The organism is Rheinheimera sp., from assembly GCF_965283995.1.
Taxonomy (GTDB): domain Bacteria; phylum Pseudomonadota; class Gammaproteobacteria; order Enterobacterales; family Alteromonadaceae; genus Pararheinheimera.
Map to the genome: position 1 here is coordinate 1791327 of NZ_CBDIQG010000001.1, position 21364 is coordinate 1812690.

Annotated in this window: 20 protein-coding genes and 1 other RNA gene; 7 read left to right on the forward strand and 14 right to left on the reverse strand. The window is 52.1% G+C overall.

The annotated features are described in order from the left end of the window. Position 1 precedes the first annotated feature (1 nt). Genes ACQ66Q_RS08250 through ACQ66Q_RS08260 form a run of 3 tightly spaced genes read left to right on the forward strand, consistent with a single transcriptional unit; the run spans position 2 to position 2312 of the window. Positions 2–781 carry a sulfite exporter TauE/SafE family protein gene (locus ACQ66Q_RS08250; RefSeq protein ID WP_430456346.1) on the forward strand — a complete coding sequence of 260 codons (780 nt, stop codon included), beginning with the start codon at positions 2–4 and terminating at the stop codon, positions 779–781. Next, on the forward strand, positions 781–1386 hold the full coding sequence (gene priC, locus ACQ66Q_RS08255; RefSeq protein ID WP_430456347.1) for a primosomal replication protein PriC: 606 nt from the start codon (positions 781–783) through the stop codon (positions 1384–1386). The genes ACQ66Q_RS08250 and priC overlap by 1 nt, the downstream gene beginning before the upstream one ends. Then, the gene (locus tag ACQ66Q_RS08260; protein WP_430456349.1) at positions 1386–2312 is read left to right on the forward strand and encodes a histone deacetylase family protein; all 927 of its coding nucleotides are present in this window, start codon (positions 1386–1388) and stop codon (positions 2310–2312) included. Before priC ends, ACQ66Q_RS08260 begins: the two co-directional genes overlap by 1 nt. Here ACQ66Q_RS08260 and ACQ66Q_RS08265 read toward each other — a convergent pair. Beyond that, positions 2309–3409: a tryptophan 2,3-dioxygenase family protein gene (locus ACQ66Q_RS08265; protein ID WP_430456350.1), complete on the reverse strand. Its 1101-nt coding sequence runs from the start codon at positions 3407–3409 to the stop codon at positions 2309–2311. The two genes, ACQ66Q_RS08260 and ACQ66Q_RS08265, sit on opposite strands and share 4 nt — an antisense overlap. A gap of 186 nt (positions 3410–3595) precedes the next feature. Between ACQ66Q_RS08265 and ACQ66Q_RS08270 the strand changes: the two genes are divergently transcribed. Both ACQ66Q_RS08270 and rsmS read left to right on the forward strand, forming a co-directional pair. Next, on the forward strand, positions 3596–3892 hold the full coding sequence (locus ACQ66Q_RS08270) for a late competence development ComFB family protein (RefSeq protein WP_430456351.1): 297 nt from the start codon (positions 3596–3598) through the stop codon (positions 3890–3892). Further along, the gene (gene rsmS, locus ACQ66Q_RS08275; RefSeq protein ID WP_430456352.1) at positions 3889–4092 is read left to right on the forward strand and encodes a pleiotropic regulatory protein RsmS; all 204 of its coding nucleotides are present in this window, start codon (positions 3889–3891) and stop codon (positions 4090–4092) included. Before ACQ66Q_RS08270 ends, rsmS begins: the two co-directional genes overlap by 4 nt. 48 nt (positions 4093–4140) lie before the next feature. On the opposite strand, the gene ffs is transcribed toward rsmS, so the two are convergent. From ffs to ACQ66Q_RS08290, 3 genes are all read right to left on the reverse strand, one after another. After that, positions 4141–4237, reverse strand: an RNA gene (gene ffs, locus ACQ66Q_RS08280) — signal recognition particle sRNA small type. Positions 4238–4384: 147 nt separating this feature from the next. Next, complete coding sequence (locus ACQ66Q_RS08285; protein ID WP_430456353.1) at positions 4385–4975, reverse strand: lysophospholipid acyltransferase family protein; 591 nt, start codon at positions 4973–4975, stop codon at positions 4385–4387. Then, positions 4972–5835 carry a DUF3014 domain-containing protein gene (locus ACQ66Q_RS08290; RefSeq protein WP_430456354.1) on the reverse strand — a complete coding sequence of 288 codons (864 nt, stop codon included), beginning with the start codon at positions 5833–5835 and terminating at the stop codon, positions 4972–4974. Before ACQ66Q_RS08290 ends, ACQ66Q_RS08285 begins: the two co-directional genes overlap by 4 nt. A gap of 185 nt (positions 5836–6020) precedes the next feature. On the opposite strand from ACQ66Q_RS08290, the gene ACQ66Q_RS08295 reads away from it, so the two are divergent. Further along, positions 6021–7160 (forward strand): patatin-like phospholipase family protein, encoded by a 1140-nt coding sequence (locus ACQ66Q_RS08295; protein ID WP_430456355.1) that lies wholly within the window; start codon positions 6021–6023, stop codon positions 7158–7160. Positions 7161–7299: 139 nt separating this feature from the next. After that, a complete protein-coding gene (locus ACQ66Q_RS08300) occupies positions 7300–8238 on the forward strand; it encodes a GGDEF domain-containing protein (RefSeq protein WP_430456356.1) in 939 nt (312 codons plus the stop codon). A 1-nt stretch (position 8239) separates the two neighbouring features. On the opposite strand, the gene tilS is transcribed toward ACQ66Q_RS08300, so the two are convergent. The 10 genes from tilS to bamA form a co-directional block, all read right to left on the reverse strand. After that, a complete protein-coding gene (gene tilS, locus ACQ66Q_RS08305; RefSeq protein ID WP_430456358.1) occupies positions 8240–9661 on the reverse strand; it encodes a tRNA lysidine(34) synthetase TilS in 1422 nt (473 codons plus the stop codon). 46 nt (positions 9662–9707) lie between these two features. Then, positions 9708–10664, reverse strand: coding sequence for an acetyl-CoA carboxylase carboxyl transferase subunit alpha (gene accA, locus ACQ66Q_RS08310; RefSeq protein WP_430456359.1), 957 nt, complete (start codon positions 10662–10664; stop codon positions 9708–9710). A 17-nt stretch (positions 10665–10681) separates the two neighbouring features. After that, a complete protein-coding gene (dnaE, locus tag ACQ66Q_RS08315) occupies positions 10682–14149 on the reverse strand; it encodes a DNA polymerase III subunit alpha (protein WP_430456360.1) in 3468 nt (1155 codons plus the stop codon). A gap of 30 nt (positions 14150–14179) precedes the next feature. Next, the gene (rnhB, locus tag ACQ66Q_RS08320) at positions 14180–14770 is read right to left on the reverse strand and encodes a ribonuclease HII (protein WP_430456361.1); all 591 of its coding nucleotides are present in this window, start codon (positions 14768–14770) and stop codon (positions 14180–14182) included. Beyond that, entirely contained in the window at positions 14767–15927 is a 1161-nt protein-coding gene (gene lpxB / locus ACQ66Q_RS08325) for a lipid-A-disaccharide synthase (RefSeq protein ID WP_430456362.1), read from the reverse strand. The genes rnhB and lpxB overlap by 4 nt, the downstream gene beginning before the upstream one ends. A gap of 69 nt (positions 15928–15996) precedes the next feature. Further along, positions 15997–16767, reverse strand: coding sequence for an acyl-ACP--UDP-N-acetylglucosamine O-acyltransferase (lpxA, locus tag ACQ66Q_RS08330; RefSeq protein WP_430456363.1), 771 nt, complete (start codon positions 16765–16767; stop codon positions 15997–15999). A 1-nt stretch (position 16768) separates the two neighbouring features. After that, complete coding sequence (fabZ, locus tag ACQ66Q_RS08335; RefSeq protein ID WP_208932330.1) at positions 16769–17221, reverse strand: 3-hydroxyacyl-ACP dehydratase FabZ; 453 nt, start codon at positions 17219–17221, stop codon at positions 16769–16771. Between the two features lie 41 nt (positions 17222–17262). Continuing rightward, the gene (gene lpxD, locus ACQ66Q_RS08340; RefSeq protein WP_430456364.1) at positions 17263–18312 is read right to left on the reverse strand and encodes a UDP-3-O-(3-hydroxymyristoyl)glucosamine N-acyltransferase; all 1050 of its coding nucleotides are present in this window, start codon (positions 18310–18312) and stop codon (positions 17263–17265) included. After that, positions 18312–18827, reverse strand: coding sequence for an OmpH family outer membrane protein (locus ACQ66Q_RS08345; RefSeq protein ID WP_208932332.1), 516 nt, complete (start codon positions 18825–18827; stop codon positions 18312–18314). Before ACQ66Q_RS08345 ends, lpxD begins: the two co-directional genes overlap by 1 nt. Positions 18828–18852: 25 nt before the next feature. Beyond that, on the reverse strand, positions 18853–21345 hold the full coding sequence (bamA, locus tag ACQ66Q_RS08350) for an outer membrane protein assembly factor BamA (RefSeq protein ID WP_430456365.1): 2493 nt from the start codon (positions 21343–21345) through the stop codon (positions 18853–18855). Positions 21346–21364: the final 19 nt, after the last annotated feature.

A 21364-nucleotide genomic window follows, 5' to 3' on the forward strand; every position in this document is an offset into this window, starting at 1 on the left:
CATGGAAGTACTGCTCGACCCCACCACGCTGGCTTTGCTCTGTGCTGTTGCCTTTATCGCCGGTTTTATTGATGCCATTGCCGGCGGCGGTGGTCTATTAACTGTGCCGGCTCTGCTGACTGCAGGATTACCCCCTCATCTGGTGCTGGGCACCAACAAGCTGGCCGCAACTTTTGGCTCGCTGACTGCTTCTTACACTTATTATAAGAAAAAGCTGTTTGACCCGGGTTTCTGGCGTCATGCACTGTTGGCAACCGCGATTGGCGCCTGTATCGGCGTGCTGGTGGTGGATCAAATCAGTAAAAGCGCGTTGGAAAAAGTTCTGCCGGTATTAATCTTGCTGGCAGCCATTTATAGTTTATTTGCTAAAGTGCCACGTGATGATCAGCAGCAATTACCGCTGCAAAACCGTAAGCATATCTGGACCCAACGCAGTCAGGGATTCGTGCTGGGTTTCTACGACGGGATCGCCGGACCTGGCACTGGTTCATTTTGGATGGTGTCCAGCATGGCGCTGTATAAAATCAATCTGCTGCTGACCAGTGGCCTCGCCCGCACCATGAATTTTGTTTCCAATGGCGTCGCATTAGTCACTTTCGGCTTGTTAGGACATATCCATTACCAGCTTGGGATTGCGATGGGCATTTGCCTGATGGCCGGTTCTTATCTTGGGGCCCACACAGCGATCCGTTTTGGCAGCAAATTAATAAAGCCTTTGTTTATTTTGATGGTCATGGCGATTGCGACCCGGCTGTTGTGGCAACAATGGAGTCAGATCTGATGGCGGCTCAGCAACTGCTGCAACAACTCGAACACCAGTTGCTGACTCTGGCAGCACGGGCTGGCAAGCTTGATCAGCATTTACCGGACTGGCAGCAACGCGATTGTTTTTCAAGTCAGTTATTTCAGACCCGTTCGCGCCATTTACTCGACTATGTACAAGAAAGTATGCAGCTGTGTCAGCGGATTAAAACCTACCTAGATAAACCGCAAGCTCTGCAATCGCAACAAATGTTGTGTGAAAAACTTGCTGCACAGGTGCAGGCACTGATGCAGGCCTTCTCCAGCCAGGATGTTCGGCAAAAAGAACAGGCGCCGAAATGGCGCGCAGCGCGCAGCAAAGCTGCACCGGCAACAGTGGCGCGACATCAGGCCGGTCAGTTACTAGCGCAACTGGGCGGCACTGCGCAGGCCATGCATCAGCAGTTGGCCGAATATCGTGGTTTTGAGCGTCGTTTGCAGGACATGGTGCAGGAATCCGCCCAGCAGCAACAACCACCCGCCGTGCAGCTGGCTTTGCATGCCCGGCTTGGCCGTTGCCGCAAAGCCATCAGTGCTTTGGAAGCCGAGATCCAGTGGTACGAGCAGCGTGGGCGTAAATCCTGATGCTGCCGCTGGTCTACCACGAATGCTACAGCGATTTGGTGTTGCCTGAGCGCCATCGCTACCCGATTGGTAAGTATCGTGCGATTTATCAGCATTTATTGCGGGTCGGTCTGCCGGAAGTCTGGTTTGATTTGGATGCGCCGCCGGCAACCGCGGCACAACTTGGCCTCGTTCATCATCCAGATTATATCGATGCGTTGTGTCATGGCCGACTCGACAGCAAAGCAATGCGACGGATTGGCTTTCCCTGGTCGGAATTTTTGCTGCAGCGCAGTCTGCAATCGGTTGGGGGCACCGTCCGCACCATGCAACTGGCTCTCAACCATGGTATCGCGCTGCACCTGAGTGGCGGCTATCATCATGCCTTTGCCGAAGAAGGCGCCGGTTTTTGCCTGTTTAATGATTTGGCCGTGGCGGCAAAAGCCGCGCGGCAACAAGGTGTCGAAAAAGTGCTGATTTTCGACTGTGATGTACATCAAGGTGACGGCACTGCCCTGCTGTTTGCCGATGATCCCACCATCATTACGGCATCTCTGCACGGCGAGAAAAATTTCCCGGCACGCAAACAACAATCTAATTGGGATATTGCTTTACCAACGCACTGTGGCGACGAGGACTATCTGGACGCGGTCAAAACCAGTCTGGATTATCTACTGCACCTGCATCAACCCGACCTGGTGTTGTATGATGCCGGCGTCGACATCCATCAGGATGACGATTTAGGCCTGTTGCAGGTCTCCACAGCAGGCGTGTTTCAGCGCGATCATTTTGTCTTTGAGCGCTGTCGTGCCTTGCAGATCCCGGTAGCGGCAGTGATTGGCGGCGGTTACCAACGAGATATCAGCAAACTGACCGCAGTGCACAGCCAATTATTCCGCGCTGCTTGCGCCGTCTATGCGCCGGCGCAGCAATTGGATTGGGATTAGGCCGGATCCCCGGAGAAATAAAACCCCAACTGACGTCGCACCGGTGCCGGTAACAGCGGCAAACTGGCTTTGGGCACCAAAAACGTCGCCATATGGAACAGGTCCGTGAAAATCCGGTTTTTCTCGGTCGTGCGTTTCAGATAGTCATGGCCACTGGAACCACCAGTACCGATTTTGGTCCCAAGCATCCGCTGCACCATCATCGCGTGTTTATAACGCCAGATCGTCAGGTTTTCGTCGATTTCAGTCAGACAGGTCAGCACCTGGAATGGCAGGTTAAACACCGGCTCTTCCTGATACAGACTGATAAACAAAGCGCCCAGCATGGCACGCTGACTTAAGCGGAAACTGCCTTGCTGCTGAAGCTCCGCATATTTGTCTGCATCCAGTAAAGCACTGAATTTGGCGCGGGTGCGCTCAATCTCATCTAACTGCAATTGCCGCTCCGGCGCTGCCAGTGCGGCAATAGATTCAACCGTTTGCTGATCTTCATCGAGCATTTGTGCAGTGACCTGCTGGTACATCTGCCAGAAACTGAAATCGCCGAATTCGAGAAATGGCATCCGTTCCAGCCAGGCTTGTACTCGCTCAAATAACGATGGCAGGGTTTCAAAGCTTTGCAGGAACTCGCGGTCTTTGTCGTTCAGGCGGTTATAAAACGAGTTTTTGTCAAAATCGATGCGGAATTCACTTTTCAGGCCCAGACCAATTTCCAGCATCTTAAATTGTACCGACTGAAAGCCGGATGCCGGCACCAGATAGTCGCGAAACGACATGAAGTCTTGCGGCGTCATCGTCTCCATCACACCAATCTGCTGATTTAACAGCTGCTGGATGGTAATAACCCGTTTAAGTTTATGCACCACGCCAGTCAGTTGCTGGTCATGGATCACCGGTTCAGCGAATACGGTTAGCACCGCTTTTAATTCATGCAGAATTTGTTTGAACCAGAGCTCGTACACCTGATGCACCACGATAAACAAGGTTTCGTCATGCGCTTCATTGCCATAGCGGGCACTTTCCGGCGCTTGTGCTGCCAGGATTTTGTCGAGTTGCAGATAATCGCCGTAGTAGCAGGGGGTGGTATTTTTTTGCATTATTATAAGTCCGGCCTTAGGCCCTGAGGAAGACGAACTAGTCTAACTTGAGCATCAACGTCTGTCAGCAGACGTGCCAACCAGATGACGCTGGTCAGTCCGGTGGCGTTTTTGCCAACTAATGGTTATGCTGGGTCGATACCGGCGGCCTGCTGGCAGATTTAACCCAACTCGCGGGAGTAGTTGATGAAATTACATGACGATATCCATAATTATTATGAAAAACTGATGCTGGATCACCTCAGTGAACTCGGGCTCAGTGATGACCATGACAGTGAATACCTGGCCGATTTGTGTTGTATCGTGCTGAATCAGTTGCCGTGTAAATACATTCGTTATGAAGTAGATATGGCGTTTTACCTGCCACAAACCGAGCGGTTTGAAATGGTGACGCGGGTGCAGGAAGCTGTCAGTAAAGCCAGAGCATTCCTCGACAGCCCGGATAATAAAAAAATTGATCCGGTTGCCCCTGCCGAAGCATGACCACCGACCATCCATCTCCGGACCATACATCACTAGAGCAAGCGCCGCCAGCAGTGCAACTGGCGGTCGACCTCATCATGCTGCTGGAACAACATCAGCTTGACCCGGCCATTGTGCTGGCCGCATTGCCCATAGTGATCAGAGATTTTCAGCGTAAGCTGCAAAACCAGCAACAAGCACAGCAACAAGCGCAGCAATAAGCTGTCACAGCTGATTTCAGATAAATTTCAGGGGAATTTGGGTGGTAGCCTTACCAGCCACATCCCGGCACATAGATCATTCGCTGCGGCTGCTTCCTTCCGGACCTGACCGGGTTCACGAACTACTATTGCGGGAGGACCAATAAGGCCACCATAGTGTTGCTGACGGGCGTCAGCAATGAGTGCGGCGGCATTATGCGCAAAAGCGCTTTAGCCTGCAACCGAAAATCTGCCAGCGGCAACAAAAAGCTGCCGGCTCGCACAAAACTTCAGCACAAGCGGTCAAATCGCGTTAAAAGTTTTCTGGAATACGTGGCTGCATCTGCGCAAAAAACGCGCGCATTTGCGGATAATCGGCGTCAAAACTGTCACCGGGTTGCAGCAGAGGGCCAAAAACCACCGACTTGGTTTTAAAATCCAATCCAATCAGCTGGATCGGGACATTCGCTTGTTTGGCAATATGCCAGAAACCTGATTTCCACTGTGCCACTTTCCGCCGCGTGCCTTCCGGTGCAATACCCAGCAGCAGCGCAGGCTCGCGCTGAAACGTGTCGACCAGCTGCGGCACAATACCATGACGCTGACTGCGCTCGACCGGAATGCCACCAAACCGCAGCAGAAAATTCCGCACAGGCCAGATAAAAATACTGTGCTTACCCAAAAACGAGATTTTCACTCCGAGCGCCAGACTGGCTGAAAATGCGACGATAAAATCCCAGTTTGAGGTATGCGGCGCTACGGCGGCGACCAGTTTTGGCAGGTCCGGTAAGTTACCGCGGACCTGCCAGCCGAGGCGCTGCAGGATCCAATACCCCAGTCGCTGCGCCCGGACACTGCCATGTCTTGGCAATGCGGGCGCCAATTCAGGCAACTGCAGACTCAACGTTTTAACACCGACTGATATTGCACCAGCAACATTTTGAAGCGCTGTTGATTGGCCTGCCCTAACCGCAGCATTTGTTTCTGCGCCATACCCAGCTGTTCCAACTCCGCGTCGGCAAAAGCATAATGAACGGACGGTAACGTCAGGTCCGGCTCATCGCTGATCTCTGGTGCGTTAAGTAAAATTTTAATCGCCTGCTGTAAACGGTCGTCAAATTGCTGATCCGGATAACCCAGTTCAAGATATGCTGCTTGTAGTAACGGATAAAACTGCTTATACAAGGCGCCAACCTGCTCCGGTGGCACACTTTCCAGCAAATCCAGATATGGCTGGTAACGCGCATAGTTACTCTTATCAAGCGTATAGCCCTGGCCTTTGGCCTTGGCGGCGAAGTCTTTGCTGAGACCTTTGAATAACGCCTGTTCAGCAATTAAACGCCCCTGCGCGATATTGTCGACCTGTACAACAAAACGCCGGATCATCTCTTCATTTAAAAACAGCGATGCCAGGCCAGGTTGCCATTTCAGGCCAAAAAACGCCTCTTTGACCACAGCATCTGACTGGTCCAGCGGCGGCAACGCCGGTGCGGCCGCGACTTCAGTTTCGCTGCCAAGATCAGTGCCGGCATCGTCAGCCTGAGCAGCCAGGCCATCTTCACCTGTCGGCACCGGCGTCAGTTTATCCGCCGGTTCAGGCGTGGCAGGCACTGGAACTACAGGCGCCGGCGGCACTGTAACCGGAGCGGTCACCACAGGTTGTGGGGCGGGTTTTAATAAATACCAGGCGGCCCCTGCGATCAGCACCAACACCAACACCGGTGCAATCCAGGATATAGAACGAGATTTCGGTTGATTCGACATAAACGCTTCGACTCCTTGTGAACCTATTCAGATTACTTTAACGCAGACCATGTCGTTTTAGTTATTAAAGTGATTGAAAAGTTTCAATTTTATCTTGTCGCCAACCTAGCCCGACCAGTGATGGCATTGCTTAAAACCATGCAATAGTTAATAGTTAGCCTATTCAGACGTATGTTGTTATCTCTATGACAGATAAAACAAATTCACAAAAAACCGCCATTTTACTGACTGGCGGTGGCGCGCGTGCGGCCTATCAGGTCGGCGTGCTCAAAGCGATAGCACAACAATATCCGCGCAACAGCAAAATTCCGTTTCAAATCATCTGCGGCACTTCTGCAGGCGCGATCAATGGCACCGCCATCGCCTGTTATGCCAGTTGCTTTCAGCTCGGCGTCAAAAAGCTGGAATGGGTGTGGAAAAATTTTCATACCGGTCAGGTGTATTATTCCGATTATATCCGCGCCACCTGGCATCTGGTCCGCGGTTTTCTGAGCGCTTTTCAGGCTGATTATGCCAATCATAAACCGGTGTCGATGCTGGATAACAAACCACTGAAGATCTTGCTGAATAACATGCTGGATTTAAAACGGCTGGACCGCAATATCATGGGGGGTTATCTCGACAGCGTGTCAGTCACCGCCAGTTGCTACAACAGCGGTGATTCGATTACCTTTTTTCAAAGCCGCAATGCCAGCGAATGGCAGCGCTCCCGCCGCTGTGGTCAACGCACATTGCTGGGCATTCACCATTTGATGGCTTCAGCGGCCATCCCGCTGGTGATGCCGTCTGTGCGCATCAACCAGCAGTATTTTGGTGATGGCTCTGTCAATCAATTGGCACCGCTCAGCGCGCCGATCCATTTAGGCGCGGACCGGATCCTGATTGTCGGTCTGGAGCAGCCCCGCCGGCGCGAACATCTGCAACAGATGCCCCATCACCCGAACTTGTCCACCATTGCCGGCCATTTGCTCGACAGTATCTTTTCTGACACGCTCAATGCCGATTTAGAACGGATGCAGCGCGTGAATAAAACACTGGAGACGTTGCAACAACACAATATCCAGTCCGAACTCAAACCGGTACACAGTTACCTGATCAATCCTTCGGTGAATTTTAATGCGCTGGCCAGCGAGCATTTTCTGGCGCTGCCGATGGCAATACGCTCGTTATTACGCAACATTGGTATCAAACAACATTCTGACTCCAGTCTGGCCAGTTATCTGTTGTTTGAAAAAAACTTCACCAAACGCTTAATTGAACTGGGTTATCAGGACGCCATGGAACAAATGGACGAACTGATGACTTTCCTCGCCGCCAAAAATTAGTCATCTGCGGCAGCATGCTGCCGCTACAGCCATGGTTATCAGGCGTCACTTTCATACATTATCATTTCTAAACATACACTTACGCTGAGTGGCACAAAACGTGCTTTGCTGAACTATTATCCACATCAGGGAGTCGCTGATGGAAATGTTCAGCTTTTCCGATATGTCATTACAACACGTACCCAGCTATGCCGGCATTACCAGCAGCCCGTTGTGGTCCGCCGTCGCCAATAAACTGAGTTCGGCGTTGCCGGAACAACTGCAAACCACGCTGGAACTCAACCAGCAATTGCAGATGTTCTCGATGGCCGCCGGCAAAATTCTGCCATTGACGGCAATGCAGCTGTGCACCGCCGTCGGCGAGTTTAAGGCCGCCGGTTCCAGCAATGGCCCGCATGAATACCGCAGTATGCTGGTGCTGAATGAACAATGTTTGGCTGAACTGATTTATCAGAGTGAACTGCCGGTCAGTCCGATGCAACAACGCAAATTGCTGGAATTGGAACAACAATGGCTGTTCCCGCTGCGCAACGCGTTGATTGTCACCCGGCTCCAGCAACTGGCCCTGCGTGATACGCTGACGGGCCTCGGCAATCGCCGGTATTTTGACGATGCGATCCAAAAAGCGCTGCAGCTGACGGAGCGCAAGCAACAGCCGATGGTGCTGATCCTGTTAGATTTGGACAACTTTAAACAAGTGAATGACAACTTCGGCCATCATGCCGGTGACGAAGTGTTGCTGGCCGTCGCAGACGCCATGCGCTGTACCCTGCGTGCCAGTGATAATTTGTTCCGCTTTGGTGGTGACGAATTTGCCGTGTTGTTAACTGCAGAAGATGCCCAAAGCGCTGAATTGGTTGCACATCGCCTGGTGAAGGCCATTGGCCAGCACCATATTTGTGTCAAATTTGGTGTATCTGCCAGCGCGGGCTTAGCTTCCCACCAAGCGGAAGAAACGACCCAGACATTGTTTAATCGGGCCGATTCGGCGTTATATGACGCCAAGCAGAGTGGTAAAAATGCGGTGCGCACTGCAGCCATCCACGCGAAGCCGATCGCAGAAGTGATGAACGCCTGAATTAAACTTCCGCTTTAAAATGCAGCCAGCTAACCGCTTGTGCTGCCGTGCAATGACTGGCAAAACCAGGCACTGCGACCACTGTGTTTTGCTGTCCGGCGATGATAAACGGCATGGAGCCACGTCGCCAGGGCGGCACTTTCCATTGCTTACACCAGTCTTTCAGCGCTTTACTGTGCGCGTTGCCGGCAGCTGCAAATCGCTGATTGAGCTGACCCGTCGTCAGCCGAAGTTGCGCTGCCAAAGGGACGGCCAGCGGTAAGCTGGACCAGGTCGCATCAGGTGTCTTTGCATCACAATTCCATAAAAACTGCCAGTGCTGCCAATTGAGTGGTAACTCCGGCATCAACAACGCCCCCTCTGCCGGTGGTTGCGCAGCTTGCTGCTGAGCTTTTTGATCAAGCAGGTACAACAAACCGTCAAAGCGGCGCAATTGCCAGTCGCCCCACTGCAGCTGCGGTTGTGCATCCGTTTTAGCCAGTAAAAAGCACTGCACAAACTCACGGGTTTGTTCGGCAGACGGCGTCAGGTCATAGCGGCTGAGGAAGTGTCTGAGTAATAAATCCCGCGCCGGATTGTCGAGTTGGGCAAGCCGGGTTAAATCCAGTTGGTCGTGGCGCAGCACTTGCGTCAGCTCAGTAGCCAGCTGCTGTTGCTGGTATTCAAGGCTTTGCTGTAATAACTGACAACTGCGGGCTGTGGTCTGGCTGATCGCCGGAAAACGTTGCTGCAATAATGGCAGCACGTGCTGGCGCAGGAAATTCCGATCGAAACTATCATCCTGATTGCTGGGATCTGTGACAAAGGCCAGCTGCTGCGCTTGCGCATATTGTTCCAGCTCAGTGCGGCTAAACGATAGCAGTGGCCGCACCAACTGAGTACCGGCAACAGGCTTTTGTGCGGCAATCGCGGCAAGCCCGTGCAACCCACTGCCGCGTTTGAGCGCCAATAACACCGTTTCCAGCTGATCGTCAGCGTGGTGCGCGGTCATCAGCACAGTGTCCGGCGTGAGCAGCTCTGCCAGCGCCTGATAGCGCAAGGTGCGGGCTTGCTGTTCAATATTACGCGCGGGGTCGGCTAGCTGCACCCGGCATAGCTGAAAGTCAACCTGTAGGATTGCTGCCTGCGCCTGACAAAATGCCGCCCACTCGTCGGCCTGCGCTTGCAGGCCATGATGGACATGGGCGACCTTTAAACAAAAGCCGGCTTTTTGCCGCAAGTTTGCCAGCAGATGCAGCAACACCATTGAATCCAGGCCGCCGCTAAGTGCGAGCAGCACCTGACGGGCTGGCACCGCATGAACTGCATCCAATACCGCCTGCTGCAGCCGTTGCTGCAGTAAATGCATCTGCACGTCATTCGCGGGCAGTTCATTCGCAGGTGGTGCATTTGCAGACAATTCGTCGGCCGGCTGTTGGGTCATGGTGATAAAAAAGCCGCCTTACGGCGGCTTTCCTCAATACACAAAATTAACAATAACCGAAGGACATCAGACGCTTATAGCGCCGGTCCAGCAATTCGGCTACAGAGAATTTATCCAGCTTGGCCAGGTCGCGTTGCAGTGCTGTTTTGACACTTTGCGCAATTTGCTCATGGGCCCGGTGTGCACCACCTAGCGGCTCATTGATGATGTCATCAATCAGCCCCAGTTCTTTGATCCGCGGTGCTGTCACGCCCATCGCTTCGGCCGCCAAAGGAGCCTTGTCAGCGCTTTTCCACAGAATCGAGGCACAACCTTCCGGTGAAATTACCGAATAGGTGCTGTATTGCAGCATGTTGACCTGGTCGCCAACACCAATCGCCAGTGCGCCACCAGAACCACCTTCACCAATCACAGTACAAAGTACTGGCACTTTCAGGCCAGCCATCACTTTGAGGTTGCGGGCGATAGCTTCGCTTTGACCGCGCTCTTCCGCACCGATGCCCGGATAAGCACCCGGCGTATCGATAAAAGTGATAATTGGCATTTTAAAGCGTTCAGCCATTTCATACATGCGCAGCGCTTTGCGATAACCTTCCGGCTTCGGCATACCGAAGTTGCGTTTGATTTTCTCGGCAGTATCGCGGCCTTTCTGATGACCGATAATCATCACCGGGCGATCGCCTAAACGGGCAGTACCACAGACAATGGCCGGATCGTTGGCAAAGGCGCGGTCGCCGGCCAGTTCATCAAAATCGGTAAAAATATGTTTGATGTAGTCCAGCGTATAAGGACGCAGCGGATGGCGGGCTAATTGGGCAACCTGCCATGGACCTAACTCTGCAAAAATCTTTTTGGTCAGCGTCAGACTTTTTTCTTTGAGCTTGTTCACCTCTTCTTCGAGGCCCAGGTCAAACTCACCATTACGGCTGACTTTGCGCAGTTCTTCTATTTTTGCTTCAAGTTCCGCAATCGGTTGCTCAAACTCTAAATAATTCAGCATCATCGACTGTCACTACCTACCTAATTAAATTCAAGTTGTATTGTTGCTAATTGTTTTAACTGATGCAACAAAGCGTCTGTGGGTGTGATCCACCAATCTGTACCGAGTGCCAGTGTCACCGCGCCTTCCGGGCGCTGATAACGTAATTTGACCGGCACGGTTCCGGCTTTAAATTCGTTCAGGACCTGCCGCAGCTGTTGCAGCTTGTCCGGATTGAGTTTGTCAGCATCAATACTGACAAACAAATGTTTCAGGCATTTTTCCCTGGCCTGGGTGATCTCTACCACCTCGCGGCCGGTCATTGTAAGGCCACCGCTGAAATCATCAAAGCTGACCTGTCCTGATACCACCAAAACCTTGTCTTTTTGCAGCAGATGCTCGAAGTTCTCGAACTGTTCGGGGAAAAAACGTACATCTAACCGCGCCGATTTATCGTCGAGTTGTACCAAAGCCCAGCGCCGGCCTTTTTTATTGATTAAAACCCGCACGTTCACCACTAAGCCACAAGCATGCACGGTCTGATCGCGTCGGGTCGGCGTAAAGTCAACCAGCCTTGCCGTCGAATAATGGTGGATCTCTGCCAGATAGCGGTTGATCGGGTGACCGGTCAGATACAAGCCCAGCGTTTCGCGTTCACCTTCGAGCCAAACTTCATCCGGCCATACCGGGACTTGTTTAAAAGCATGCTGCGAGTTTTCCGGCTCAGGCGCGAGAGAGCCAAACAAATCATCTTGCCCCATCGCCTGCGCTTTGGCTTGCTGTTCCGCGGCTTTCATCGCCTCTTCCAGCGTCGCCATCGTTGATGCGCGATGCGGACCGAGCCTGTCCATCGCACCGGCCAGGATCAGTTTTTCAATCACCCGGCGATTAAGCCGTTTTAAATCCACGCGATGGCAAAAATCGAACAAATCAAGGAAAGGCCCACCACTATCCCGCGCTTCGATAATCGCTTCGATCGGACCTTCACCCACGCCTTTAATTGCACCGATACCATACACGATATGGCCATCCGTGTTGACGGTGAATTTATGCTGCCCCGAATTCACATCCGGCGGCAGCAGTTTGAGCTTCATATGCTCACATTCGTCAACCAGCGTCACTATCTTGTCGGTATTGTCCATATCCGCCGACATCACCGCCGCCATAAACTCAGCCGGATAATGCGCTTTCATCCACAGTGTCTGATACGACACCAGCGCATAAGCGGCAGAGTGCGATTTGTTAAAGCCGTAACCGGCGAACTTCTCTACCAGATCGAAGATTTTCATCGCCAATTCTGGATCGACGCCATTGGCCGCCGCACCGTTCTGGAAGGTATCGCGCTGCTTGGCCATCTCTTCGGGTTTCTTTTTACCCATAGCGCGGCGTAATAAGTCGGCGCCGCCAAGCGAATAACCCGACAGCACCTGCGCGATCTGCATCACCTGCTCTTGGTACAGGATAATGCCGTAGGTCGGTTCCAGAATTGGTTTTAACGATTCGTGTTGCCAGGTGGCATCGGGGTAAGAAATTTCTTCACGGCCGCGTTTCCGGTCGATGAAGTTATCCACCATGCCGGACTGCAAAGGACCCGGCCGGAACAACGCCACCAGTGCGATCATGTCTTCAAAGCAGTCCGGCTGCAGCCGGCGGATCAGATCCTTCATGCCGCGTGATTCCAGCTGGAACACTGCGGTCGTCTCTGCCTTCATCAGCATGTCGTAACTTTTACGATCGACCAGCGGAATATGGTTGATATCAACCAGCGGCTGATTGGTTTTCTTATGCCGGTCGTTCACCATATTGACCGCCCATTGCAGGATGGTCAGGGTGCGCAGGCCGAGGAAGTCAAACTTGACTAAACCGGCATATTCGACGTCGTTTTTATCAAACTGGGTAACCGGGTTATTGCCTTCGGCGTCACAATAGACCGGGGCAAAATCGGTAATTTTTGTCGGCGCGATCACCACGCCACCGGCGTGTTTACCGGCGTTACGCGTCACCCCTTCCAGCCGGCGCGCCATATCGATGAGATCTTTGACTTCGCTGTCAGACGCGTACAGCTCAGGCAGCCGTGGCTCTTCAATAAAGGCTTGTTCCAGCGTCATGCCGGGGGTCGGCGGGATCAGTTTAGAGATGCGATCAACAAAACCATATGGATGCCCCAGCACCCGGCCAACGTCGCGGATCACCGCTTTGGCCGCCATAGTACCGAAGGTAATAATTTGCGATACCGCTTCACGGCCATACATGTCGGAGACGTGTTCGATCACTTCGTCACGCCGATCCATACAGAAGTCGACGTCAAAGTCGGGCATTGATACCCGTTCCGGGTTTAAGAAACGCTCGAACAGTAAGTCAAATTCCAGCGGATCCAGATCGGTGATCTTCAGTGCATAGGCGACCAGTGAGCCGGCGCCCGAGCCGCGCCCCGGTCCAACGGGAATATCGTTATCCTTGGACCACTGGATAAACTCCATCACGACGAGGAAATAACCCGGGAAGCCCATCTGGTTGATCACGTCGAGTTCAATCTGCAGACGTTCATCATAAGGCTGGCGTTTTTCAGCACGGACCGTTTCGTCCGGAAACAGGATCTGCATCCGATCTTCCAGACCTTCGCGCGATTTCAGCACCAGAAAATCGGCGTCAGACATGCCTCCGGTCGGAAAAGCCGGCAGGAAATATTCACCCAAGCGGATGGTGACGTTACAACGTTTGGCGATTTCGACCGAATTGGCCAGTGCTTCCGGCAGATCATGAAACAGCGCGGCCATCTCATCAGCCGAGCGTAAATACTGAGATTCACTGTATTTTTTCGGTCGACGTTTATCTTCTAAGGTGTAGCCATCGTGAATAGCGACCCGGATCTCGTGCGCAGAAAAGTCATCCGGCGTCAAAAACACCACTTCGTTGGTCGCGACGACCGGCAAGCCAGTATTTTCCGCCAGCGTCACCGCCTGCTGGATATAAATCTCTTCGTCTGGCCGGCCAGTGCGAATCAATTCAAGGAAAAAACTGTCCGGGAAATACTGCTGATAAAACTGCACCAGCGCATCGGTGCTGCCCTGATTGCCTTTGATCAGCGCTTTGCCGAGCGGACCTTCTTTGCCACCGGAAATCACAATCAGGCCTTGATGATGTTCAGCCAGCCAATCGTGGTCAATTTGCGGTTTGTTGTCGACATGGCCACGCAGGTAAGCTTTCGACAGCAACATCGTCAGATTCTGGTAGCCCTCGTTGTCGGCAGCAAGGACTAACAACCGGCAGGCTTCGCCAGGAAAGAATGGATGTTGTACGAAGAGATCGGCGCCAACGATAGGTTTGATACCAGCGTCGTGCGCAGTGGAATAAAACCGTACTAAACCACACATGTTCATCTGGTCCGTCAGCGCCAAAGCCGGCATCGCCTGCTTTTTCGCTGCGCTGACAATAGGTTTGATTTTCGATAATCCATCGATCATCGAAAAATCACTGTGCACCCGCAGATGTACAAAAATCGGTTCCATCAACACTCCGCCACGGCTATTGGCCTGTGGTTATAACAGCTCACGCACCGGCCGGAAACTGCGGCGGTGCTGGGCTAAGATACCAAATTGTTTGATCGCCGCCAGATGTTCGGCGGTCGGATAACCTTTATGCCCGGCAAAATTATACTGCGGATACTGTTGATGCAAGGCAGTCATCTCGGCGTCACGCGCCACTTTGGCTAAAATCGACGCGGCACTGATCTCCGGCACCAGACTATCACCTTTCACCACCGCGCTGGCACGGCCTTTTAAACCGTCTGGCACGCGGTTGCCGTCAATCAGCACCCACTCAGGCTGGATCTGTAACCCGGCTACCGCACGTTCCATCGCCAGCATCGTTGCATGCAGGATATTCAGACTGTCAATTTCTTCTACTTCAGCACGGCCCAGACTCCAGCTCAAAGCCTTGGCTTTAATTTCTTCAACCAGCAATAAGCGTTTCTTTTCACTGAGTTTTTTGGAGTCATTCAGCCCAGCAATCGGCTTGGATGGGTCGAGGATCACGGCAGCCGTCACGACAGCGCCAATCAACGGACCACGGCCGACTTCATCGACACCGGCAATCAGCGTAAAGGGCGGCCGGACAAATTCATTGTTCATCGCTGTGTTCCTGCAGAGGAAGTTTCAAGTAATGCGGCTACTGCCTGCGCAGCAGTCGCGCTGGCGTCACAGCGGATCTGCTGGTGGATCGCGACAAAATCCTGATAAGTATCTTGCCCTTTCGCGCCAAGTAGCGGCTGCATTTGACTGACTAAAGCCTCAACGGTAACAGCGTCTTGCAGCAGCTCCGGTACCAGTCCTTTCCCTGCCAGCAGGTTTGGCAGACTGAAATGCGTCAGTTTGACCATGCGTCGGGCAATTTGAAAAGTCAGCCAGTTGGTTTTATATGCCACCACCATCGGCGTTTTGGCCAGCATTGCCTCCAGCGTCGCAGTGCCGGAGGCAATGTAGACCGCATCGGCAGCGGTCAACACGTCACGTGCCTGACCAATCAACAGGGTCACGTCCAATTCTGGCGCGACTTCGGCTTTAATTTTCTGATAAAGCTCGGCTTTTTGTGCCGTGACCATGTTACAGACCAGCAGCAGATCGGGCTGCTGTTGCTGCAACGCGGCCGCAGCGCGGAAAAAATCCGGCGCCAGCAGTTTGATTTCGTTGGTGCGGCTACCGGGCATCAGTGCCAGTAATGGTCGCCCGGCGGCAAAGCCCAGCGCAGTTTTCGCCGCAGTCTTATCCGGCACAATCGGCATCTGATCAGCCAGGGTATGACCGACAAAAGCGCAAGGTACCTGAAATTTATCATAAAAGGCTTTTTCAAACGGCAACAACGCCAGCACCAGATGGGTCGCTTTTTCGATTTTAAAGATGCGTTTTTGCCGCCAGGCCCAAACCGACGGGCTGACATACTGAATCGTCTTGATGCCAGCTTGTTTCAGTTTCAGTTCAACCGGCAGGTTAAAATCCGGTGCATCGATGCCAATAAAAACATCAGGCCGGTGCACGCTGAAATGCGCCAGGATCTCACGGCGCACCTGCAGTAAGCGCGGCAGACGGCCCAGCACTTCAACGATGCCCATCACCGCCAGTTCTTCCATATCAAACACAGCATGGAAGCCCTGCGCACGCATACGCTCACCGCCGATGCCATAAAATTCAGCATCCGGATAGCGCTGTTTTAACGCACGGATGAGGTCAGCGCCAAGAATGTCACCGGAATGTTCACCGGCGATCAGACCGATACGAAGAGGCGTTTTCAACAAGGAGTTCATCCTGAAACAAGAAGCAGGTGATTGCCGGAGCTGCAGCTGGGCAGTCCGGCGCCACCATCAGCGGACGATGCCGCGTGATGCGTTTTCAATAAAATCAGTGAAGGCTTTTAAATCAGGCAACTCTGCGGCTTTAGCGTTTAACTCAGCCAGTGCTTCCGGCACTGTCAGGCCCTGACGGTACAGCACTTTATATGCGCGGCGGATCTCCAGAATCACTTCTGAGGTAAAACCACGGCGTTTTAAACCTTCGCTGTTAATGCCGTGTGGCACTGCGTGCGAGCCATGAGCCATCACATAAGGCGGCACGTCTTTGACCACAATAGAGCCGCCGCCAATAAAAGCGTGCGCGCCGATATGGCAAAACTGGTGAATACCGCTCATACCGCCAAGAATCGCCCAATTGCCGATATGCACGTGGCCCGCCGCCTGAGCGCCGCTGGCAAAAATTACGTCATCACCAATCACACAGTCATGCGCAACGTGGCTGCTGTTCATATACAGACCACGGCTACCGATTTGGGTAATGCCTTTGTCCTGCACCGTGCCGCGATGCACGGTGCAGTTTTCACGAAATACGTTGTCATTGCCAATGATCAGCTGTGTCGGTTCGTTGCGGTACTTTTTATCCTGGCAAGCTTCACCGATACTGCAGAACTGGAAGAAGTGGTTGCCAGTGCCGATACGGCTCGGGCCTTTAATCACCACATGAGATTCGAGGATACAATTATCACCGATCTCAACGTCGGCGCCGATGTAACAAAACGGGCCGACTTTTACATTGGCGCCAATGCGGGCACCGGCTTCAATCACCGCACTTGGATGGATCATATTAAAGCTCTCTTCTGGCACACATAATCTGAGCTGAGCAAACGATTTGACCGTCGACTTTGGCTTCAGCGTAAAATTTCCAGATGTTGCGTTTTTCAACCAAAAACTTCACTTCGAGGATCAGCTGGTCACCCGGTACAACCGGCTTTTTAAACCGCGCTTCATCCACACCGGCAAACAGATACAATTCGTTTTCTTTGCGCTCGCTGACGGTCTTAAAACCAAGCAAACCAGTCGCCTGCGCCATCGCTTCGAGGATCAACACGCCTGGAAAAATTGGCAAATTCGGGAAGTGGCCGGTGAAAATTGGCTCGTTGATTGTGACATTTTTCACTGCGGTCAGGCTCTCACCCGGCACATAATCCAGCACCCGATCAATCAGCAGAAACGGATAACGGTGCGGCAATAACGCCATGATTTCCTGGATGTCCAGTGTGTTTAATGAATTAGCCAAAATGATTCCTCTGTCTGAAAAGAAGCGTTGCCGCCCGGCGTTTAAGACGCGTTCGGGCCGGCTGACGGCGTCAGGGCAGCGACTTGCTGCTCCAGTTCGCGTAAACGCTGATACATCTGATCCAGCTGCCGGTAACGGGCACTGTTTTTGCGCCATTCCAGATTGGTGGCCGCTGGCATCCCCGAAGAGTAGATACCTTTTTCGGTGATGGATTTAATAATCATCGACATGCCGGTGATCTGCACACCATCACAGATCTCCATATGCCCATTGATGGCACAGGCGCCGCCAATGATGCAGTATTTGCCAATCTTAGTACTGCCAGCGACCACAGTACAGCCAGCAATGGCGGTATGATCACCGATCTGCACGTTGTGTGCGATTTGAACCTGATTGTCGATGATACAGTTGGTGCCTATAACAGTATCTTCCAGCGCGCCGCGGTCTATCGTGGTGCTGGCGCCGATCTCACAGCGATCGCCAATAATGACGGTGCCAACCTGCGGGATCTTCAGCCAGTTGCCGCGTTGATTGGCAAAACCAAAGCCATCGGCACCCAATACGGCACCGCTATGCACGATACAGTCAGCGCCTAAACGAACCCGATGATAAATACTGACATTCGGCCAAATCTTACTGCCGGCACCGATGATTGCACCTTCACCGATAAAACAGCCGGCGCCAATTTGCACGCCATCGCCGATCACCACACCGGCACTAATTACCGCATGATGGCCAATAGCAACATCAATACCCAGCTGCGCGGTCGGATCAATCTGCGCCGTTGGTGCTATCGCAGTAGCAGCACGGGGGGTGTTGTCGAGTAATTGGGCGACTTTGGCAAAAGCGACGTAAGGATCGGGCACCACTAATGCCGCGACCGGGCAATACTCCAGTTCGGCAGCACTAATCAGCACGACCGATGCCTGCGTTTGCTGCAGATATTTGCGATATTTGCTGTTGGACAGAAAGGTGATCTGACCCTGGACGGCATTTTCTAATGTGGCAACGGCGCTGATGATTTCAGCGCCGTCTCCGTGCAGCTCAGCTGAGAGCAGCTGAGCTAATTCATGCAGGCTAAATGCTGGCATTATTTCGCTTTGCTGACCTGAGCAACCACAGCAGCAGAGATGTTGTACTCTGGCTTGGCATATACAGCAGCTTCAGCATTCAGCACCAGGTCGTACTGGTCTTTTGCTGCGATTTGATCGATAGCAGATTTGATCAGAGCTTGCAGTTTGTTGCGCTCTTCAGTTTCACGAGCACGGATTTGTTCACCCAGCGGACGAGCCAGTTGCTCATACTGTTGCTGTTGTTTACCGATATCTTCCTGCAGTTTTTTCTTTTGCTCGTCGCTCATGGTTGAGCCATCACGTTTGAATTTTTCAACGTTGAATGCGATGTCTTTTTCCAGTTTTTGCACTTCAGCGATTTTGCCACCAAATTCGGCTTTCATCGTTTCTTGCAGTTTGGCGGCTTGTGGCAGTTGTGAGAACACTTCACGCACATCAACAAAACCAATTTTCATTTCTTTGGCAGACACAGCACCGGCCATCATCACACCGGCAACTAACAGTGCTGTTTTAGAAAAAGCTGACTTAAACATGTTTCCTATTACCTCAAATTAATTTTTAGAATGTAGTACCAATGTTGAAACTGAAGTTCTCTTGCTCGTCACCTTCGTATTTGCGCAGGATCTTCGCGAGACTAAAGGTTAACGGGCCCATTGGCGAGATCCATTGCACAGTCAGACCGGCTGAAGCGCGCATCATACCTGCATCTGAATAATCCAGCAAACCAGGCTGGTAGTAGGACGAATCCAGTGACTGGGTCAGACCTGTGTACCGGTTAATGTCAAATTCAGTGTCCCAGACGTTACCCGCATCGACAAACAAACTGGTGCGCACTGAGTTGGCATAATCTTCTTTCAGGAACGGCGTTGGCGTGATGAGTTCCAGCGTACCAATCGCCATTGCGTTACCACCGAATGACCGGCGGGATACCTGATAAGTATCATATTTCGCCGAGTTTGGCAGCCCCCCGCTAGAAGTGCCGTTAAATGGATCTGGTAAACCCGGGATCGCATTGACGTAACGATAGACTGCACGTGGACCGATAACGCGGTTTTCAAAACCACGGAAGTTCTGACCACCGGCATAGAAACTGTCGTTAAACGGTAAAGTATGGTCGTAACCATTGTTATCGCCGTAGCCGTTGCCGTAACCCAGTTCCAGCTTGCTGAGGAATGACCAGCCGTGATCGCTGCTCAGCGGAATATAATGCCGCGCCTCGAAGTTGGTTTTGAAGTAAGTTAAATCCGAATTAGGCGTCGTCACCTTGATGTTGGCACCCAGGTAAGTACCGTCGGTTGGGAAAGTCCCGCGGTTTAACGTACTCATGACCCAACCGGCTAACAGTTCATAGTTAGTGAACTTGTAAGCTGCATCCGGGTTTGCTGAATCAATCAAAACACCACGGAAATGGCGGATTTGGTCAAATTCCTGGATCGAGTTGATCTCGTTCCACACCACGTTGGCGCCAAAATTCAGTCGGTTAAAATCATTGAGCGGATAGCCGAAGTTAACACCAGTGCCGTAGCTCTTCTGGTTGTAGGCTTCAAGACCCGCACGGCTACCGTCGAAGTCAGAATAAAACACCGAGCCACCGAGGCTGACGCCATCGAGGGTGAAGTACGGATCGGTAAATGACAGGTTGACCGACTTCTGATATTTATTGGTGTTGAAGCTGATGCCGGCTGAATTACCGCTACCGAGGAAGCTTTGTTGCTCAACGCCGAACTGGAACGCCAGGCCCTGATAACTACCAAAGGACACGCCGGCATTAAAGCTGCCTGACGGCCGTTCTTTGATCTTGAACGTCACATCGACTTTGTCGTCCACACCTGGTACATCTTTGGTTTCAAACTCAACCTTTTCGATATACGGCAAACGTTGGATAAACAACTTCGACATTTCCAGCCGGTCATTTGACAGCCACGAACCTTCCATCTGGCGCATTTCACGACGAATGACTTCGTCTTTCGTTGCTGAATTGCCGGTCACAGAAATGCGGTTGACGTAGACGCGCTTACCCGGGTCAACGTTAATCGACAACGCCACTTCTTTGGTGTCATCGTTAATATTGGTGCTGGTCCGCACTTTAGAATTGGCATAGCCGAAGCTGGCCAGAAACTTAGCAATGCTCTCTTCGGTATAAGTAACCAAAGCGCCGTTATACAACTGACCGTCTTTTAACGGCAGCATGGCCTTAATCAGCTCATCCTGACCAATCAGGTCGCCGACAAACTCAATGCCTTTGATGTTGTATTGCACGCCCTCTTTGACTTGCAAAGTGACATACACGGAATTTTTATCCGGGCTGACCGCAACAGTATTGGCTTCAATATCAAACCGCAGGTAACCACGGTCCAGATAATAACTGCGGATCTTTTCCAAATCGCCTTTTAACGTATCTTTCTGGTAGCGGTCGGATGACATAAAACGCCACCACGGCAAATCGACCATCGACTCGATATCTTTCATGATCTCTTCGTCGCTGAACAATTCGTTACCGACGATATTGATCTGACGGACGGAGGCGGCATCGCCTTCTTTAAATTCCAGTTTCAGATTGACGCGGTTACGCGGCAGATAAGTCAGTTTGATCTCAACTTTGGCATTGTATTTACCGACACCATGGAAGAATTCGGTCAAACCGTTTTCCAGTTCACGGATAATTGTCTTGTCCAGCTGTTCACCGACGATGATCTTCTGGTTGGTCAGACTTTCCTGTAACTGTTCTTCTTTGATGTCTTTGTTGCCGTCGAACTCCACCGCGTTAATGGTTGGACGTTCTTTGACGCGGTAAATGATGGCATTGCCATCGCGCAGCACTGTAATCTCATCAAAATGGCCAGCTGCGTACAACGTTTTGATACTTTTAGATAAAGTGTATTCTGTAACAGTGTCGCCGATGTTAAACGGCAGATTATTCAGGGCTGCACCTAAAGCGACGCGTTGTAAGCCTTCCACCTGAATATCTTGTACAGTAAATGATTGTTCAGCGAGCACCGACGCGCTGGCAGAGGCCAGCCACATCGCAGCTACTAATCGTTTAATTGTCATTGTTTTGGACTACTTTTGA

Excerpts from the sequence above, each read along its gene's own strand:
- ACQ66Q_RS08250 (WP_430456346.1), top strand. The coding sequence starts at position 2 with ATGGAAGTACTGCTCGACCCCACCACGCTGGCTTTGCTCTGTGCTGTT.
- priC (WP_430456347.1), top strand. The coding sequence starts at position 781 with ATGGCGGCTCAGCAACTGCTGCAACAACTCGAACACCAGTTGCTGACT.
- ACQ66Q_RS08260 (WP_430456349.1), top strand. The coding sequence starts at position 1,386 with ATGCTGCCGCTGGTCTACCACGAATGCTACAGCGATTTGGTGTTGCCT.
- ACQ66Q_RS08265 (WP_430456350.1), bottom strand. The coding sequence starts at position 3,409 with ATGCAAAAAAATACCACCCCCTGCTACTACGGCGATTATCTGCAACTC.
- ACQ66Q_RS08270 (WP_430456351.1), top strand. The coding sequence starts at position 3,596 with ATGAAATTACATGACGATATCCATAATTATTATGAAAAACTGATGCTG.
- rsmS (WP_430456352.1), top strand. The coding sequence starts at position 3,889 with ATGACCACCGACCATCCATCTCCGGACCATACATCACTAGAGCAAGCG.
- ACQ66Q_RS08290 (WP_430456354.1), bottom strand. The coding sequence starts at position 5,835 with ATGTCGAATCAACCGAAATCTCGTTCTATATCCTGGATTGCACCGGTG.
- ACQ66Q_RS08295 (WP_430456355.1), top strand. The coding sequence starts at position 6,021 with ATGACAGATAAAACAAATTCACAAAAAACCGCCATTTTACTGACTGGC.
- ACQ66Q_RS08300 (WP_430456356.1), top strand. The coding sequence starts at position 7,300 with ATGGAAATGTTCAGCTTTTCCGATATGTCATTACAACACGTACCCAGC.
- tilS (WP_430456358.1), bottom strand. The coding sequence starts at position 9,661 with ATGACCCAACAGCCGGCCGACGAATTGTCTGCAAATGCACCACCTGCG.
- accA (WP_430456359.1), bottom strand. The coding sequence starts at position 10,664 with ATGATGCTGAATTATTTAGAGTTTGAGCAACCGATTGCGGAACTTGAA.
- dnaE (WP_430456360.1), bottom strand. The coding sequence starts at position 14,149 with ATGGAACCGATTTTTGTACATCTGCGGGTGCACAGTGATTTTTCGATG.
- rnhB (WP_430456361.1), bottom strand. The coding sequence starts at position 14,770 with ATGAACAATGAATTTGTCCGGCCGCCCTTTACGCTGATTGCCGGTGTC.
- lpxA (WP_430456363.1), bottom strand. The coding sequence starts at position 16,767 with ATGATCCATCCAAGTGCGGTGATTGAAGCCGGTGCCCGCATTGGCGCC.
- lpxD (WP_430456364.1), bottom strand. The coding sequence starts at position 18,312 with ATGCCAGCATTTAGCCTGCATGAATTAGCTCAGCTGCTCTCAGCTGAG.
- ACQ66Q_RS08345 (WP_208932332.1), bottom strand. The coding sequence starts at position 18,827 with ATGTTTAAGTCAGCTTTTTCTAAAACAGCACTGTTAGTTGCCGGTGTG.
- bamA (WP_430456365.1), bottom strand. The coding sequence starts at position 21,345 with ATGACAATTAAACGATTAGTAGCTGCGATGTGGCTGGCCTCTGCCAGC.